The sequence below is a fragment of the Deltaproteobacteria bacterium genome, from assembly GCA_016234845.1.
Classification (GTDB): domain Bacteria; phylum Desulfobacterota; class Deferrimicrobia; order Deferrimicrobiales; family Deferrimicrobiaceae; genus JACRNP01.
In genome coordinates this window covers 22,060-39,763 of sequence record JACRNP010000034.1, presented here as the reverse complement: position 1 = coordinate 39,763, position 17,704 = coordinate 22,060, and the positions used below count along the sequence as shown (strand labels likewise).

The 17,704-nt window shown below is 67.6% G+C and carries 14 protein-coding genes and 1 pseudogene; all 15 read right to left on the bottom strand.

Annotated features, from left to right (window positions below; all coding sequences use genetic code 11):
- Nucleotides 1-545, bottom strand: a 545-nt coding sequence (gene lepB / locus HZB86_03570; protein MBI5904617.1) for a signal peptidase I, incomplete at its 3' end; no start/stop codon positions are given.
- 9 nt (nt 546-554) lie between these two features.
- Nucleotides 555-2,179, bottom strand: a pseudogene (locus HZB86_03565) (elongation factor 4).
- A 2-nt stretch (nt 2,180-2,181) separates the two neighbouring features.
- Nucleotides 2,182-3,120: an NAD-dependent epimerase/dehydratase family protein gene (locus tag HZB86_03560; protein MBI5904616.1), complete on the bottom strand. Its 939-nt coding sequence runs from the start codon at nt 3,118-3,120 to the stop codon at nt 2,182-2,184.
- A gap of 23 nt (nt 3,121-3,143) precedes the next feature.
- Nucleotides 3,144-5,291 (bottom strand): LPS-assembly protein LptD, encoded by a 2,148-nt coding sequence (locus HZB86_03555; protein ID MBI5904615.1) that lies wholly within the window; start codon nt 5,289-5,291, stop codon nt 3,144-3,146.
- Nucleotides 5,288-6,571 (bottom strand): bifunctional folylpolyglutamate synthase/dihydrofolate synthase, encoded by a 1,284-nt coding sequence (locus HZB86_03550; GenBank protein MBI5904614.1) that lies wholly within the window; start codon nt 6,569-6,571, stop codon nt 5,288-5,290. The genes HZB86_03555 and HZB86_03550 overlap by 4 nt, the downstream gene beginning before the upstream one ends.
- Nucleotides 6,568-7,416, bottom strand: a complete 849-nt coding sequence (locus HZB86_03545; protein ID MBI5904613.1) for an acetyl-CoA carboxylase carboxyltransferase subunit beta — start codon at nt 7,414-7,416, stop codon at nt 6,568-6,570. Before HZB86_03545 ends, HZB86_03550 begins: the two co-directional genes overlap by 4 nt.
- Nucleotides 7,417-7,424: 8 nt before the next feature.
- Nucleotides 7,425-8,219 (bottom strand): tryptophan synthase subunit alpha, encoded by a 795-nt coding sequence (locus HZB86_03540; GenBank protein ID MBI5904612.1) that lies wholly within the window; start codon nt 8,217-8,219, stop codon nt 7,425-7,427.
- A complete protein-coding gene (gene trpB, locus HZB86_03535) occupies nt 8,216-9,346 on the bottom strand; it encodes a tryptophan synthase subunit beta (GenBank protein MBI5904611.1) in 1,131 nt (376 codons plus the stop codon). The genes HZB86_03540 and trpB overlap by 4 nt, the downstream gene beginning before the upstream one ends.
- Before the next feature lie 70 nt (nt 9,347-9,416).
- Entirely contained in the window at nt 9,417-10,079 is a 663-nt protein-coding gene (locus tag HZB86_03530; GenBank protein ID MBI5904610.1) for a phosphoribosylanthranilate isomerase, read from the bottom strand.
- Between the two features lie 2 nt (nt 10,080-10,081).
- Nucleotides 10,082-11,434: a TrpB-like pyridoxal phosphate-dependent enzyme gene (locus tag HZB86_03525; GenBank protein MBI5904609.1), complete on the bottom strand. Its 1,353-nt coding sequence runs from the start codon at nt 11,432-11,434 to the stop codon at nt 10,082-10,084.
- A gap of 31 nt (nt 11,435-11,465) precedes the next feature.
- Entirely contained in the window at nt 11,466-12,242 is a 777-nt protein-coding gene (locus tag HZB86_03520) for an indole-3-glycerol-phosphate synthase (protein MBI5904608.1), read from the bottom strand.
- Entirely contained in the window at nt 12,239-13,870 is a 1,632-nt protein-coding gene (locus HZB86_03515) for a bifunctional anthranilate synthase component II/anthranilate phosphoribosyltransferase (protein ID MBI5904607.1), read from the bottom strand. Before HZB86_03515 ends, HZB86_03520 begins: the two co-directional genes overlap by 4 nt.
- On the bottom strand, nt 13,867-15,351 hold the full coding sequence (gene trpE / locus HZB86_03510; GenBank protein ID MBI5904606.1) for an anthranilate synthase component I: 1,485 nt from the start codon (nt 15,349-15,351) through the stop codon (nt 13,867-13,869). The genes HZB86_03515 and trpE overlap by 4 nt, the downstream gene beginning before the upstream one ends.
- On the bottom strand, nt 15,348-16,010 hold the full coding sequence (locus tag HZB86_03505; GenBank protein MBI5904605.1) for an SPOR domain-containing protein: 663 nt from the start codon (nt 16,008-16,010) through the stop codon (nt 15,348-15,350). The genes trpE and HZB86_03505 overlap by 4 nt, the downstream gene beginning before the upstream one ends.
- Complete coding sequence (locus HZB86_03500; protein ID MBI5904604.1) at nt 16,007-17,665, bottom strand: arginine--tRNA ligase; 1,659 nt, start codon at nt 17,663-17,665, stop codon at nt 16,007-16,009. Before HZB86_03500 ends, HZB86_03505 begins: the two co-directional genes overlap by 4 nt.
- Between the last annotated feature and the right edge of the window lie 39 nt (nt 17,666-17,704).

Genomic DNA, 17,704 nt, shown 5'->3' with positions numbered 1-17,704 from the left:
AAATAGATGAAGAGCGCCTTCCCGATCACCGCGTCCATGTCCACGAATCCCCAGAAGCGCGAGTCGTACGACCGGTCCCGGTTGTCCCCCATCACGAAAAGCTTCCCCGCGGGCACCTTCACCGGTGGCATGTTGTCCCGCGTGCGGACGAACCCCTCGACCTCCATCCCGTCGGCGAACCGCGTGTACGGCTCGGCGACCGGCGCGCCGTTGACCAGGACCGTCTTCCGGCGGACCTCCACGACGTCTCCGGGAGTCCCCACCACCCGCTTGATGAAGTCCTTGCTCGGATCCTCGGGGAAGACGAACACGATGATGTCCCCCCGCTTCGGCGTGGCGAATTGGAGGATCCGCCCCTTCGTCCAGGGGATGTGGTACCCGTAGATGAACTTGTTCACGAAGATGTGGTCCCCTACGAGCAGCGTGTTCTCCATCGAACTGGAGGGGATCTTGAACGCCTGAAGAAGCAGCGTGCGGACCACGAGCGCGATCACGAGGGCGATCGCGAACGCCTCCAGGTACTCCCGGACCTTCCCCTTCCTCATGGATGCCTCCTACTCCTTCACCTTCAGTATGGAAAGGAACGCCTCCTGCGGGATCTCGACGGCGCCCACCTGCTTCATCCGCTTCTTTCCTTCCTTCTGCTTCTCGAGCAGCTTCCGTTTCCGGGTGATGTCCCCCCCGTAGCATTTCGCGAGGACGTTCTTGCGGATCGCCTTGACCGATTCCCGCGCGATCACCTTGGAGCCGATGGCGGCCTGGATGACCACCTCGAACATCTGCCGCGGGATCAGCTTGCGGAGGCGCTCCGTCACCTCCCTCCCCTTCGGGTAGGCGTTCTCCCGGTGGGTGATCAGGGAGAGGGCGTCCACCTTGTCGCCGTTCAGGAGGATGTCGAGCTTCACCAGTTCGGACCGCTGGAACCGGAGGAACTCGTAATCCATCGAGGCGTAGCCTCGCGAGGCGGTCTTCAGTCTATCGTAGAAGTCGAGGACGATCTCGTTCAACGGGAGCTCGTACTCGAGGATCACGCGGGAGGTCGAGGCGAACTTCATCTGCTTCTGCACGCCCCGGCGCTCCTCGCAGAGCTTCAGGACCCCGCCCAGGTACTCCGCCGGCAGGTGGATGGTCGCCAGGATCATCGGCTCCTCTATGTGTTCCAGCTCCAGCGGTTCCGGGAGACGCGCCGGGCTGTCCACCTCGACGACGGAACCGTCCATCTTCACGGCGCGGTATCCGACGGTGGGAGCGGTGGTGATCAGCTCGACCCCGTACTCGCGCTCGAGGCGCTCCTGGACGATCTCCATGTGCAGCAGGCCGAGAAAGCCGCACCGGAAGCCGAACCCGAGCGCGACCGAGCTCTCCGGCTCCGCGGTGAACGAGGAGTCGTTCAGGCGCAGCTTCTCGATCGCGGCCCCGTCCCGAGCGAATCCACCTCCATCGGGTGCGGGGAGAAGACGCCGACCTTCTGCACCTCGAAGGAGTTCCCGGTCGACATGAACGCGATCCGCTGCCCGGGACGGATCGACCCGTCGAAGACGCGCGCGAGGACCACCACGCCGACGTAGTTGTCGAACCAGGAGTCGATCATCAGCGCCTTGGCGGGCGCGCCGGGGTCCCCCTGCGGCGGCGGGAACCGCCGGACGAGGCTCTCGAGGAGTTCCGGCACGCCGGTACCCTTCTTCGCGCTGACCGCCAGCATCCCCGAGGCGTCGAGACCGATCACTTCCTCGATCTCCCGGCGGACCCGTTCGGGTTCGGCGTTCGGCAGGTCGATCTTGTTCAGCACCGGGAGGATCTCGAGGTTCTGCTCGAGCGCCATGTACACGTTGGCCAGGGTCTGCGCCTCGACCCCCTGCGACGCGTCCACGACCAGGATCGCCCCCTCGCAGGCGCACAGGCTCCGGGACACTTCGTAGGAGAAGTCGACGTGCCCCGGCGTGTCGATCAGGTTGAGCATGTACTCCTTGCCGTCCGAAGCTACGTGCCGCATCCGGACGGTCTGCGCCTTGATCGTGATCCCCCGTTCCCTCTCGAGGTCCATCTTGTCCAGGAACTGCTCGACCTTCTCCCTTCCGGAGAGGGTTCCGGTGATCTCCATCAGCCGATCGGCCAGCGTCGACTTGCCGTGGTCGATGTGGGCGATGATGGAAAAATTGCGGATGTTCTCGATGCGCATGCCTACCAGCTGCCGGAAGTTTTCACTTTTTCGCGGAAGTACGCCAGCGTGAGGGCGAGCCCGTCGTCCAGTGAAACGTTAGGATACCATCCGAGTTCGTCGAAGGCCATCCGGTTTTCGATGACCGACCGCCGCTGCTCCCCCGCCATGGCGGGCCCGTGGATCTCCTCCTGGCGGCTCCCGGAGAGGTCGCGAAGCCTGCGGAAGAGCGTGTTCACGTCGGTCTCGAACCCGGTCCCGATGTTGATCCCCAACCCCTCCCCGCGGGAAAGCGCCTCCACGTTCGCCCGGACCACGTCGCCGACGTAGACGTAGTCCCGGGTCTGCTCCCCGTCCCCGTTGATGACCGCCGTCTGTTTCCGGAGCAGCCGGGTGCAGAAGATCGCCACCACCCCGGCCTCCCCGTGCGGATCCTGCCGCGGGCCGTACACGTTCGAATACCGAAGCGCGGTGTACTCGAGGCCGTACTGGACCCGGTAGAAGTGGAGGTACAGCTCGACGGCCACCTTCGCCGCCCCGTACGGGGATACCGGCCGCAGGGGGTGCTTCTCGTCCGCGGGAAAATACTCCTGCTCCCCATACCCCGCCCCGCCCGACGAGGAGAAGATCACTTTCCGGACCCCGTTCTTCCGGGACGCCTCCAGGAGGTTCAGCGTGCCGAGGATGTTCTCCCGGGCGTCGAACACGGGATTCTCCACCGATTTCCGGACGCTGATCTGCGCCGCGTGGTGGTTCACCACCTCGGGCCGGAAGGTGCGGACCGCCTCGAGGGCGGTGTCCGAACCGACGTCTGCGAAGACGAAGCGGGCCCCTTCGGGCACGTTCTCCTTCTTCCCGGAGGAAAGGTTATCGACCACCAGGACTTCGTGCCCGGCGTCCACGTACGCCTGCGAGACATGCGATCCGATGAACCCGGCTCCCCCCGTGACCAGCACTCGCATTGGATGAACCCTCCCGTTCCCGGTTATTTTCCTACGGAGCCGATCCCCTTCAGGCCGAACGTGAGTTTCAAGGTGGTGTCCGAGGGGTTGGACTTCCTCTCGGCGATGATCCCCACGGTCCAGCAGTCGCTTTTGGGAAACAGCGTCACGGCCGCGGAACCGTCGATCAGGGCCCGGTTCCGGATCGAGTAGTTCGTCTGCCCCTGTAGCCGCAGCGACCGGATCGGGCGCCACGACGCGAGCCCGTGAACGTCCTCGGCAAGGTCGCGGGATATCCGGTATTCCGCGAGGACCCGGTTGTCGTCGTCCCTGCGCCACTCCCCGCTCACGGCTCCGAGGATGATCCTCGAATACACCGGGTCGAACAGCGTCTCGCCGTGGATCTTCCAGGGACCTTTGGGGGATATCCGCAGGTTGGCATACACGTCGGAATACGCGGTCTTCCCCCTGGCCGGACGGACGGCTACCGTATCGATCTGGTCCCGGAACGTCCGGACGAACGGGGACAGCGGGTCGACGTACGGCGTCGTCGCCGGATCCTTTCCCGAAGGGTCGTACGCCCATTCCAGCGTGAGCGAAGCGAGCTCTCCCGGGGAGGTTCCGTTGTCGAAGGCGAGGACCCGCTGGGAGACCGTCAGCGCGAACTGGCTCTGTGGAGCCAGCCGCGACCACTGGTCGGTGAGCGGGATATCGTCCTGCCGGACCTTCGGGACGTAGCGGTACCCCAGGGAGGTGCGGATCGCGTGGACGTTCCCCTTCCCGTCGGTTCCGCGGAAATCCCTTCCCGCGTCCACCGTGAAATTCGCCCCCGCGCCGGGCACGACCCTTCCGGAATCCCGGGAATTCCCGCGGGATTCGTCCCGCCGATCCCCGAGCGCATCGATGAAGAGGAACGGGGCGAGGTGGATCGAGGGATGCAGGCCGAACGTCCGGGAAACGGCGGCGGCCCCCCTTCCGCGAAACTCGTCCGGCGCGTCGTCGCGGGTGAACCGGGTCCCTGCGAATTCCCCCGAGACCTCGACCCCCGCCACCGGGGTGGAGCGCGGGAGGACCGTCATCGTGTATTCCGGAAAACGCTGCACCGTGTTGTCGACCGGGAGACTCTGGAGGTCCCGGTTCCAGGTGACGTGCGCCTCCTGGGCCGAATGTTCTCCGGATCGACCGACGAAGCCGGTGGAGCGCACGGTCCGCGCGGACCGCAGGAGTTCCGTATCCACCAGGTCCAGGTAGTACGTGTCGTCGGAGGGAATCTCCAGCTTCCCGTTCGCGGTCCACGCTCCCGAACGGTAGACGTTTTCCCCGTACAGCCGCCAACGGGCATCGTCCGTCGCCTTGTCGCGGAAGGCCGTTCCCCGGATCGCGCCTTCCGATTCGCGGTTCAGGGAGAAGCGGTACTCGATTTCCGGCCGGTATCCGCGCTTGCTCATGGCGTCGAGGGTGACGGTGGCGTCGCTCCAGCGGTTGATCGCCCAGTACAGGGGGAGGGATATCGTGTACCCGGTCGATTTCCCGCTCGAGAACCCCGGCATGAGGAGACCGCTCTGCCGGGTGAGCTTGACGGGGAAGGCGCCGTACGGGAGCCAGAGCACCGGCACCCCGCGGATGCGGAAGGTGATGTCCTTCGCCCGGGCGTATTCGTCGAGCACGACGCGGGCCTTTCTCACCTCGAATTTCCAGTCGGGCTCGGGGTCGCAGGGGCACGTGGTCAGCACCCCCTTCTCGATCAGGAACGACTGCTTCCCCGTTTTCTCCAGCTTTTCGCTCGATATCAGGTAGCTGTTCGCGGTGATCCGGATCGTCCCGTTGTACAGGATGCCGGTCTCCGTATCGAGGTTGATCGTGATCCGGTCGAACGCGAACTCCTCGTCCGCGTCCCTGTAGTGCACCTTTCCGGAGAGGTCCGCCTCGCCGGTGACGGAGTCGTACCGGATTCGGTCCGCACGCATCGTGCGGTTGCCGAGGCCCAGTTCGACTTTCCCCTCCGCGAGCGCCACCCCGGTCTTCTCGTCGTACGACAAGGTCTCGGCCGACAGCCGAACCGGGGAATCCAGCCGGAAACCGTCCTTGCCCGGGAGAAGCGGGAGTGTCCCCGGCAGGCGCACCTCCGCGAAGGCGGTCGCCCCGACCAGCGCGAGCAGGATCGCCGCGGCGGCACGGATGCCGGATTTCACGGCACCTCTCCTTCGAGGTGTCGGTAGGCGTCGCCGACGGCCGCCAGGGATCCGCAGACCAGGACGACACCCCCCTTTCCCGCCCAGCGGCGCGCCTTCCTCCACCCGCCCGGGAAATCGTCCGCCACGACGCATTCCGCCCCCGCAAGGCGGGATGCGCGACGAAGGGTTTCCGTGTCCGCGGCCCGATCGTGCAGCAGGCGGTACGTCACCACGCCGGACAGGTGAGGGGCGATCTCACGAAGGTAGCCGGCGGCGTCCTTGTCCGCCAGCATGCTCCACAGCGCGACGACGTTCCTTCCGGTCCCCCATGGGGGCGAATCGGATATTTCCCGCGCCAGGGCGCGGGCGGCGTCCCGGTTGTGCCCGCCGTCGACCCATCCGGCGGCATCGCGTCGATACGGGATCGGGCAGAGCCTTCCGGGCCACCGTGCGGAGCGCACCGCCTCCCTCGCCGCGCGGGCGAACGTCCCGGCGCCGATCCCCTCGGCGACCGCCCATCGCCAGCTTCCCGCGAGCGCAACCGAGGCGTTGTCCTTCTGGAACCGCCCGATCAGCGCCAACCGCAGCCCATCCAGGCGAATTCCGGGCAGAGCGATCGTAATCGTGCCGTCCCCGGCCTCCCGCCAGTCGAAATCCCTGCCCAGCTCCCAGGAGGGGCATCCGAGCGAGCGAGCGAGCGCGCGGACCACCGTGCGCGCGGCGGGGCGAAGCCGACCCGTGACCAGGGGAACGCCCTCCTTCAGGATGCCCGCCTTCTCCGCCGCGATCCGGGGAATCGTGTCTCCCAGCCAGTCGCGGTGGTCGTACCCGACGTTCGTGATCATGGTGACGGCCGGACGGCACGCGGTGGTCGCGTCCCAGCGGCCTCCGAGCCCCGTTTCCATCACGGCCAGGCGGACCTTCCTCCGCCGGAACCAGTCCGCGGCCGTCCACGTCATCTTCTCGAAATAGGTCAAGGGGCCGAACGGACCGGCGGTTTCCTCCGCGGCCCGGAATCCCGCCCGCAGCGCGGGCGCGGGGATCTTTTTCCCGTCGACCCGGATCCTCTCCTCCGGCGAGACGAGATGGGGAGACGTGTACAAACCGACGGGGGGGCCTGCGAGACGCCGGACGACCGCCTCCACGATGCAGGCGGTGGAGCCTTTTCCGTTGGTCCCGGCGATGTGCAGGGTGCGGAAACACCCCTCCGGGTGGCCGGACCGTTCGAACGCAAGGAGGATCCGGGACAGACCCGGACGTACGATCTCCGGACCGGCGGGCCCCGCCTCCCGCGTCATCGATCCCCGGATCCCGACATGTACCGCAGGAGCTGCGTCAGGGTGGACTTCATCCGGCTCCGCTCCACGATCATGTCCACCATCCCGTGCTCGAGGAGGAACTCCGCCCGCTGGAACCCGTCCGGGAGCTTCTGCTTGATCGTCTGCTCGATGACCCGGGGCCCCGCGAAGCCGACGAGGGCGCCCGGCTCCGAGATGATGACGTCTCCCAGCATCGCGAAACTCGCCGCCACTCCGCCGGTCGTGGGGTCGGTGAGAACGCTGATGAAGGGAAGCCGCGCGTCGGAGAGGCGTGCCAGCGCCGCGCTGGTCTTGGCCATCTGCATGAGGGAAAGCGTCCCCTCCTGCATCCGGGCGCCTCCGGAGGCGCTGAAGACGATCAGCGGAATCCCCGATTCCAGCGCCGCCTCGGCCGCCATGGCGACCTTCTCGCCGACCACGCTTCCCATCGACCCGCCCTGGAACTCGAAATCGAGGACCGCGAGGACCACCTCGATCCCGTTGATCCTCGCCCTGCCCGTGATGACCGCCTCCCGGCGCCCCGTCTTCTTCCGCGCCTCCTTGATGCGGTCGACGTATTTCTTGGTGTCGGTGAAGTTCAGGGGATCCACCGACTCCAGATCCTCGGCGAACTCCGCGAAGGTCCCCTCGTCGGTCACCGCGGCGATCCGCTCCATCGCCGGGATCCGGAAATGGTAGACGCACTTCGGGCAGACGTTCAGGTTCCGCTCCACCTCGGGCTTGTAGATGATCTCGAGGCAGGCATCGCACTTGATCCACATTCCCTCGGGGATCTTGATCTTCTTGTCGCTCTCGTCCTTCTTCCGGAACAGTCGGATGGCCATGGACAGGGTCACCTCAGGGATTTTTTGAGGGATCGGACGAACCGGGAAAGCTCCGCGGGGCCCAGGCGCCCGCGGCCGTGCTTTTCGACGATCTTCACGCACGCGCTGCCGACCACCGCCGCGTCCGCGTACCGCGTCGCGGACCGCGCCATCGCGGGGGAGGAGATGCCGAACCCCACGGCGACCGGAAGCGTAACCGCCCGCTTCACCTCCCGCGTCCACGACACCATCCCGGCCGGCAGGGATTCCCGGATCCCCGTCACGCCCGTCACGGAGATGAGGTACAGGAAGCCCGACCCCGCCCGGTCGAATGCGCGGATCCGGTCCATTCCGCTGGTGGGCGCCGCAAGGGGGATCAGGGACATGCCGGCTCCGCGGATCGCAGGCGCCGCTTCGCCCGCCTCCTCGTGGGGCAGGTCGACGATCAGGAACCCGTCGGCTCCGGCTTCGCGCGAATCGGCGCACAGTTTCGGAATACCGTACCGGTGGAACGGGTTGTAGTAGCCGAACAGAACGACCGGCGTGCCGTGGGTTCGCCGGAAGGAAGCCACCAGGTCGATGGCGCCGGCGACGTTCATGCCCCCCGCGAGCGCCCTCCGGGAAGCGGCCTCGATCGTCGGTCCGTCCGCGGTGGGATCGGAGAACGGTACGCCGACCTCGAGGATGTCGGCTCCCGCGTCGGCGGCGGACCGGAGGTAGGAGAGGGACGCCCGGGGGGACGGATCCCCCGCCGTCAGGTAGGCGACCAGCCCCTTTTCGCCGGCGTCGCGGAGCCTCCGGAACGCGGCGTCGATCGACGTCATCCCCGATCCCCCTTCCGCTCCCGCTCCATCAGGATCCCCATGTCCTTGTCCCCTCTCCCGGAGAGGTTCACCAGGACGGAGGAGGAGCGCGGCATCCTGCGCGCGAGGGACACCGCGTAGGCGACCGCATGGGACGATTCCAGGGCGGGCTGGATCCCCTCGAGACGCGAGAGCATGTCGAACCCTTCGAGGGCCTGCGAGTCGGTGACCGAGACGTAGCGCGCCCTCCCGGAATCCTTGAGCCATGCGTGCTCCGGGCCGACTCCCGGATAATCCAGACCCGCCGAGATCGAGTGCGCGTCCACGATCTGGCCGTCCCGGTCCTGCAGGACGTACGACTTGCTTCCGTGGAGGACTCCCACCGCGCCGCGCGCAAGCGTCGCCCCGTGCTTCCCGGACGAAAGCCCGAGCCCCGCCGCCTCCACCCCGTAGAGGCGTACCTTCGGGTGCGGGATGAACGGGGTGAAGACGCCCATGGCGTTGCTCCCCCCTCCGACGCACGCGACCACCGCGCCCGGCAACTTCCCTTCCGCCTTCCGGAACTGGCGGATCGCCTCGCGTCCGATCACCGACTGGAAGTCCCGGACCATTCGGGGATACGGGTGCGGCCCGGCGGTGGAGCCGATCAGGTAGTAGGTGGTCCGCACGTTCGTGACCCAGTCCCGAAGCGCCTCGTTCATCGCGTCCTTCAGGGTTCGGCTGCCGGAGACGACCGGGATCACCTTCGCGCCGAGGAGCCGCATGCGGAAGACGTTCAGCGCCTGGCGCCGGACATCCTCCTCCCCCATGTACACCTCGCAGGCCATCCCCATCTTCGCGCACACCGTCGCCGTCGCGACGCCGTGCTGCCCCGCGCCGGTCTCCGCGATCACCCGGCGTTTCCCCATCCTCCGGGCGAGCAGCCCCTGACCCAGGGTGTTGTTGATCTTGTGGGACCCGGTGTGCGCCAGGTCCTCGCGCTTGATGTGGATCCTGGCCCCGCCGACCCGTTCCGTCAGGCGGGCGGCGAAGTAGAGCGGGGTCGGCCGTCCCGCGTAATCCCGAAGAAGGCAGGCGAGCTCCCTTCGAAAGAGGCGGTCGGAGATGGCGGACCGGTATGCGACTTCCAGCTCGAGGAGCGCCGACATCAGCGTTTCCGCGACGTACCTCCCCCCGAAGGAGCCGAAGTGGCCCGCCTTGTCCGGCAATCCTTTCTTCCTACGTTCCCGCAAGCTGGAACCCCTTTTTCGCCCGTTCGATGAAGGCCGCGACCTTCCCCGGGTCCTTGATCCCGGGGGACGATTCCACCCCGGACGCCGTGTCGACGGCGAACGGTTTCGCCAGGGTCACGGCCCGCTCGACGTTTTCGGGGGTCAACCCCCCCGCGAGCACCCACGGCTTGCCGATTCCCGGAGACGCGTTGCGCGCGAGCGCGCCCGGGAATCGATCCGATAGCCCCTCCCAGGCGAGTCGCACCCCCGTTCCGCCGTACCCTCCCGGTCCCCCGGCGTCCAGCAGAAACGCCTCGCACGGATACGCCGCGAGGGCCTCGAGATCCACCGGCCGGGTTGCGTGGACCGCCTTCAATCGCCAGAACGGGAGGCGGGACGCCTCTTCCGCCGGTTCGTCCCCGTGGAGCTGCACCGCCGCGATTCCGAGCCGTCCGCAGATCCCGGCGATCGATCCGGGCGGTTCGTTCACGAACACTCCCACGACCAGGGCTCGCTCCGTCACCGCCCGGACGATTTCGCGGGCGGAATCTTCCGGCACGAACCTGCGCGATCCGCGGTAGAAGTTTATCCCGATCGCGTCGGCCCCGCACGCCGCGGCGTGCGCGGCGTCGGCCGGGTTCGTCACGCCGCAGATCTTTATCCGGAACATTCCTATGCCTTCGGCAGCCGCGTCAGCGCCTCCGCGATCTTCTCTTCGGGGTGCTCGTGATCGGCGAGCCTCCCATTGAGGAAATCGTCATAGGCGGACAGGTCGAAGAACCCGTGGCCGCTCAGGTTGAACAGGATGGTCTTCCGCTTCCCTTCCTCGTCGGCCCGCCGGGCCTCGACGATCGCCGAATGGATGGCGTGGGACGATTCGGGCGCCGGAAGGATCCCCTCCGTCCGCGCGAACACCAGGGCGCTCCGGAAGACGGCGATCTGCCCGTACGCCTGCGCTTCCAGGAACTTCTCGTGGTACAGCTGGCTGACGAGCGCGGAGTCGCCGTGGTATCGAAGCCCGCCCGCGTGGATCCCGGCCGGAACGAAGTCGTGCCCCAGCGTGTACATCTTCATGAGCGGCGTGAGCTTCGCCGTGTCCCCGAAGTCGTACGCGTAGACCCCTTTCGTGAGCGTGGGGCACGACGACGGCTCCACCGCGACGATCCGCGGGTTCCGCTTCCCGGAGAACTTGTCCCGCAGAAAGGGGAATCCGATGCCCGCGAGGTTGCTCCCGCCGCCGCAGCACGCGATGACGACGTCGGGGTACTCTCCCGCCGCCTTCATCTGTTCCCGGGCCTCGAGCCCGATGACGGTCTGGTGGAGGCAGACGTGGTTCAGCACCGACCCGAGCGCGTAGCTGGTGTCCGGGCGGGTCGCCGCGTCCTCCACCGCCTCGCTGATCGCGATCCCGAGCGATCCCGGCGAGTCGGGAGCCCCGGAGAGGATCGCCCTTCCCGACGCGGTGTCGGCGCTCGGCGAGGCGACCACCTTCGCGCCGTACGTCTCCATGTACATCCGGCGGTACGGCTTCTGGTTGTAGCTGACCTTCACCATGTACACCTTGACCTCTAGGCCGAAGAAGCTTCCCCCGAGCGCCATGGCCGATCCCCACTGGCCCGCGCCGGTCTCCGTGGCGATCCGCTTCCGCCCCGCCATCCGGTTGTAATACGCCTGCGGAATGGAGGTGTTCGGCTTGTGGCTTCCGGCGGGGCTTCCGCCCTCGTACTTGTAGTAGATCCTCGACTTCGTGCCGATCGCCTCCTCGAGCCGGCTTGCGCGGAACATCGGTGTCGGACGCCACAGCGCGTAGATCTTCCGAACCTCGTCGGGGATGGGGATCTCTCGCTGGGACGAGACTTCCTGCTCGATGAGCGGCATCGGGAAGAGCGGGGAGAGGTCGTCCGGGCCGACCGGTTTTCCGGTCCCGGGGTGCAGGACGACCGCCGGGGGGTTGGGCATGTCGGCCGCGACGTTGTACCAGGTCTTCGGGATTTCCGAATCCTTCAAGAGGATCTTCACCTGCATCGCATCGGCTCCCATTCGGAATGTGCCCGCACTATTTTCCCACATACCCGCGTATCGTGTCAGCGGGGTTCGGGCTGCGGGCCAGCGACTCCCCGACGAGGAACAGCCGTCCGCCCAGCGCGTGCAGCCTTCGGACCTGGTCTGCCCCGGATATCCCGCTTTCCACCACCGCGACCGCGCCCGGCGGGACGAAAGGGAGGAGGCGCCCGGACACGGACAGGTCGACCGAAAGGGTCGACAGGTCCCGGTTGTTGATCCCGATCATGCGCGCCCCGGACCGCGCCGCGACCGCCAGCTCGGCTTCGTCGCGCACCTCGACCAGCGGCTCGAGTCGATGCTCCCTCGCGAGGGCGACCATCCCCGGCGTGGAATCCCCGAGCACGCTGACCATCAGCAGGACCAGGTCGGCGCCGAAGGCGGCGGATTCCGCCACCATGTATTCGTCCAGGACGAAATCCTTTCGCAGGAGCCGCGCCGCGGGAAACTCCGCGCGGACCCGCGCGAGGTCGACGAGCGACCCGCCGAAGAAGCGCGGTTCCGTGAGGATGGACACCGCCCAGGCGCCGCCGGCGATGTACGCGCGCGCCGTCTCCACCGCGTCCAGATCCTTCCGGATCCATCCGAGGGACGGCGAGGCCCGCTTGATCTCCGCGATGATCCCCGGTCCGGCGGGAAGGTCCGCCAACGGATCCGCCCGAACCGCGCGGGCGTCCGAACGCGCCTTCAGCGCTCCAAGCGAAACCCTCTCCTTCCGGATCGCCAGCTCCTCCCGGACCCCTTCCAAGATGCGATCCAGGTGGCTTCTCATCCGGGCGGCGCGGCGCCCTTGCGCCCGAGGATCGAAAGGAATGCCGAAAGCCGTTCGCGCGCCGCCCCCGAATCGATCGATTCCGCCGCCAGCCGGACCCCTTCGCGGACGTCCTCCGCGATTCCCCCCGCGACCAGGGCGAACGCGCTGTTCAGGAGAACCGCCTGCCGCCCGGGGCCCGCCGCACCGGCGAGGATGTCGGCCAGGATCTTCGCGTTGGCGGAGGCGTCCCCCCCCTTTAGCGCCGTCAGCGGGACGTAATCGAATCCCGCGGAGCGCGGCTCGAAGAGGAACCGCTTCACCTTTCCGTCCCGGACATCCCACACGATCGTCGCCGCGGACAGGGAAACCTCGTCGAGGCCGTCCGTTCCGTGGACCACGAACGCCCTGCGGTGCCCCGATTCGGCGAGCACCCTGGCGTACGTTTCCCCGAGCTCCTCGCTGAACACGCCGACGACCTGGCATCGCACGCCGGCCGGGTTGCTCAAAGGGCCCAGGATGTTGAAGATCGTTCGGATCGCGATCTCCCTTCGCGGTCCGATCGCGTGCTTCATCGCGGCGTGGAATTTGGGGGCGAACATGAACGTGATTCCGGCATCGTCGAGCGCCCTCTGGACGGCGGCGGTATCCGAGCCGAGATCCATCCCGAGCGCCTCCAGCACATCGGCGCTCCCGGACCGGCTGGTGACCGACCGGTTGCCGTGCTTGGCCACCGGGACTCCCGCGCCCGCCGCCACGAATGCGACCGTCGTCGAAATGTTGAACGTGCCGGACCGGTCCCCTCCCGTCCCGCACGTGTCGAGCACGTCGCGGCCGGCCGGTGGCACGATCCGGGTCGCCTTCTGGCGCATCACCTCCGCCGCCGCGGCGATCTCGGTGATCGTCTCGCCCTTCATCGCCAGGCAGGAGAGGAAGGAGGCGATCTGGGACGGGGAAGCCTCGCCTCCCATGATCATCCGCATCGCGTCCCGCATCCCGTCCGCCGACAGGTTCCGGCGGGAGGAAACCGCGGCGATCGCCTCGCGGATGTTTCCGAACTCCCGAAGGACCGGCTGGGACGGGTCGATCATCGACAGGAAATTCTCGAGGATCCGCATGCCCGACTGGGTCAGGATCGATTCCGGGTGGAACTGGACGCCGAAGATCGGCTTCTCCACATGCCGGATCCCCATCACTTCGCCGTCTTCGGATTCCGCGCACACCTCGAGCTCGACGGGGAGCGTGGACCGGTCCACGGCGAGGGAGTGGTACCGGGTGGCGATCATGGGATTCTCGACCATCGAGAAGATCCCCTTGCCGTTGTGCCGGATCCGGGACGTCTTCCCGTGCATCAGCGCCTGCGCGTGGACGATCCGCCCCCCGAACGCCTGCCCGATGCACTGGTGTCCCAGGCAGACCCCCAGGATCGGAATGCGGTCCTGGAACGAGCGGATGGCGGACAGCGAGATGCCGGCGCCGTCGGGACCGCCGGGGCCGGGCGAGATCACGAGGCCGGAAGGATTGCGCCGCGCCAGTTCCTCCACGGTGATCGAGTCGTTCCGGTGCACGGAAACCTCCGCTCCGAGGCCTCCGAGATACTGCACGAGGTTGTACGTGAAGGAGTCGTAATTGTCGATGACGGCGATCACCCGGGGCCTCCCGTCTCCGGCGACAGGCCGGCCGCGCGGAAGAGGATCTTCGCCTTGCTCAGGATCTCGTCCCACTCCTTTGCGGGATCGGAGTCGGCGACGATCCCCGCCCCGGCCTGGATGGTGGCCTCGTCTCCCTCCATGACGATGGTCCGGATCGCGATGCAGAAGTCCATGTTCCCCTGGAGGTCGAAGTAGCCGACGGCGCCCGCGTAGATTCCCCTGCGGAACGGTTCGAAGTCGGAGATGATCTGCATCGCCCGAACCTTCGGGGCCCCGGACACCGTTCCCGCCGGGAACGACGCCCGAAGCACGTCGAACGCGTTCCGGTCCTTCCGGAGTTTTCCGACCACGTTGGATACGATGTGCATCACGTGGGAGTACCGCTCGACGACCATGAGTTCGTCCGCCTTCACCGTCCCCCAGTCGGCCACCCGCCCCACGTCGTTCCGCCCGAGGTCGACCAGCATCACGTGTTCCGCGATCTCCTTCGGGTCGGACAGAAGCTCCACCTCGAGCCTGCGGTCCTCCTCGGGGTTCGCGCCCCGGGGACGGGTCCCGGCGATCGGACGGAGCTGGATGTCGTCCCCCTCGAGGCGCACGAGGATCTCCGGCGAGGAGCCGACCACGGACAGCTCCCCCATCCGCAGCAGGTACATGTAGGGGGAGGGATTCAGCGCCCGCAGGACCCGGTACACCTCCGCGGGCGTCCGTTTCGTCCTTCCCCTTGCGCGGTTGGAGAGGACCGCCTGGATGATGTCGCCTTCCCGGATGTGCTCCTTCGTCTTCCGGACCGCCGCCATGAATTCGTCCCGGGACGTTTCGAAGGGCGCGACCGCGGCATCCCCCTCCGGTACGTCCGACCACGCGAGCGGCTCGCGGAGGATCCGCCGCACGTCGTCGATCGCGGCGAGCGCGCGGGAGTACGACGCGGCGGGAGCCTCACCCCCCCGGATTTCCGCGAGGACGACGATCAGGATCGTGTGGCGGACGTTGTCGAATATCAGGAGGCGGGACGGAAAGAGGAACATCGCGTCGGGCGCGGAGGTGAGCGGGCGCACCCCGCCGACCCGTTCCAGGTAACGGACGTAGTCGTAGGAGATGTACCCCACCGCGCCTCCGGACAGGCGCGGAAGCCCGGGCGCGGGACAGTGGCGGATCCCGCGAAGGAGCTCCGCCAGCGCGTCGAGCGGGTCCTCTCCGACCGGAAGGATCCGCGTCTCGCTCCCCTTCCGGACGACGATCTCGTCGGGGGTCGCGCGGAACGTCAGGTGCGGGTCGAATCCGATGAAGGAGTATCTCGCCCACGTCTCCCCCCCCTCGACGCTCTCCAGGAGAAAGTGGTCCGTCGGAAATCGGGACGCGACCTTCATGTACGCCGAGACCGGGGTCTCCAGGTCCGCGTGGAATTCGCTCCACACCGGGATCAGCGTCCCGGGGGAGGATTGCCGGAGGAAGCTTTCCGCGTCGGGCCGTATCACGGTTTCACCTCGCCCGTCAGAAGAATGACGTCGATCTTCATTTCGGAGCGGATCTTCTTCATCGCCTTTCCCGCCTCCTCCCGGGACCCGAACGGGCCGACCCGGACCCGGAACACCTCCCCCCGCTTCCGCGTGGTCGCGTGCACCAGTATCGACCTGTACCCTGCCCGCTGGATGCGGTTCCGGACCGCTTCCGCCGTCTCCCGGTTCTTCATCGCTCCGGCCTGGAGCAGGAATTTCCCTTCCGGCGCCGGAGACGGTTTCTCCTTCCCCTTCGGCTTGACCAGGGGTTGCGGGGAAGGATCTCTTCGCGAAAGCGAATCCGGGAACGTGGCGGCGGCCTCGGATTTCCGGAGCTCCTCCCCCGCCGTGGGGAGGACGACCGCGGGTGGGGGGACGGCGGGGATCCGCACCGCCTCCTCCGAAAAAACCGACATCTCCTTCCGGACGTCCGATGCGCGGACTCCCGCCGCGACGTTGTCCGCCGGACCCTTTCCGGCCCGCTCCCGGGCCGCGTTCTTCTCGACGACGCGCCCGGCCTGGAGCCCGAGGAGGAATGCCGCGGCGACGATGACCAGGGCGCCGACCGCGAGAAAGGCGAACGAACGGCGATCCGGGTCGCTGCGGCGGTATCCGCCCTTGTGGCGCAGGATTCTCACATCCGCTCCGGCGCGGTCACGCCGATCAGGGAGAGGCCGGTGGCCACGACCGTCCGGACGGCGCCTGCGAGCGATAGCCGCGCGTGCGTGCGCTCCGGAGTCTCCCCGAGGAACCGGTGCTGGTGGTAGAAGGCATGGAAGAGGTCCGCCACCTGGAGAAGATAGAACGGGATACGGTGGGGCTCGCGGGTCTTCGCGGCCTCCGACACGACGTCCGGGAACCGCGCCACCGCCTTCATCAGGCGCACCTCCTCGGGGAGGGTGAGGATGGAGAGCGGCGGGTGGCCGACCGGCGCCTCGCCTCTCCCTTCCGCTTCCCGGAAGATGCTGCAGATCCGCGCGTGGACGTACTGGATGTAGTAGACCGGGTTGTTCCGGGACTGGGTCTTCGCCAGCGTGAGGTCGAAATCGAGGTGCGTGTGGTGGCTCCGCAACAGGTAGAAGAACCGCGCGGCGTCCGTCCCCACCTCGTCCAGCACCTCGCGGAGCGTCGTGAATTCCCCCGACCGGGTGGACATCTGGACCGCCTTCCCCTCCCGGAGGAGGGTGACGAACTGGACCAGCAGCACCTCGAGCCGGGAATCGTCCTCCCCCAGCCCCCGGAGCGCAGCGCGCAGCCTTGCCACGTATCCGTGGTGGTCGGCTCCCCAAACGTCGATCATCCGGGAGTGTCCCTCCCGGATCTTGTGCCGGTGGTACGCCACGTCGGCCGCAAAGTAGGTCGTCCGGCCATCCGCGCGGACGAGCACCCGGTCCTTTTCGTCCCCCATCTCCGCGCTGCGGATGAAGGTGGCCCCGTCGGATTCGTACAGGCACCCCCGGTCCGAAAGCTCCCCGATGGCGGCCGCGACCTCGCCCCGGTCGTGCAGATCCCGCTCCGGAAACCACCGGTCGTACGTTACCCGGAACGCGTGCAGGTCGTCCCGGATGCCGCGCAGGATCCGGTCTCCCGCCTCCTTCCGGAACAGGGGGAGAACCTCTTCCTCCGGGGCGTCGGCGTACCGGTCCCCGACATCCGCCCGGAGCTCCCGGGCGATCTCGATCATGTAGCCGCCGCGGTAGCCGTCCTCCGGGAGTTCCGAGGGGCGTCCGCACTCGTTCCGGTACCGGGAAAGGAGCGTGCGGCCCAGGTTGTCCATCTGGTTTCCGACGTCGTTCACGTAATATTCCCGGACGACCTTGCGGCCGGTGAACTCGAGGATCCGGGCGATGGCGTCGCCGACCGCGGCGCCGCGGCCGTGCCCGACGTGGAGCGGGCCGGTGGGGTTGGCGGAGACGAACTCCACGTGCACCGTTTCGCCCGAGCCCGTCCCCGGGGATCCGAACTTCGGCCCCTCGGCGATCGCCTGCGAGAGGATCTCCCTCCAGGCGTCCTCGGAAACGACGATGTTGATGAAGCCGGGACCCGCCACCGCCACCGAGGCGATCCGGCGATCCACGTCCTCCTTCCGGATCGCGGAGGCCAGCTCGTCGGCGATCGAACGCGGCTTCCTCCCCAGGTGCCGCGCCACCTGCATGGCGGCATTCACGGAGAAGTCGCCGTGCTCCTCCTGCCGGGGGACCTCGAGGGACACCGGCACCGGTGCGTCCACGCCCCACTCCGCCAGCTTCTTCCGCACGGCGGAAGACACAACGGATTCCACCATCTGCCGGATGTCCAATTCGCCGCCCCGAAGGAAAAATTACAGTAAAGC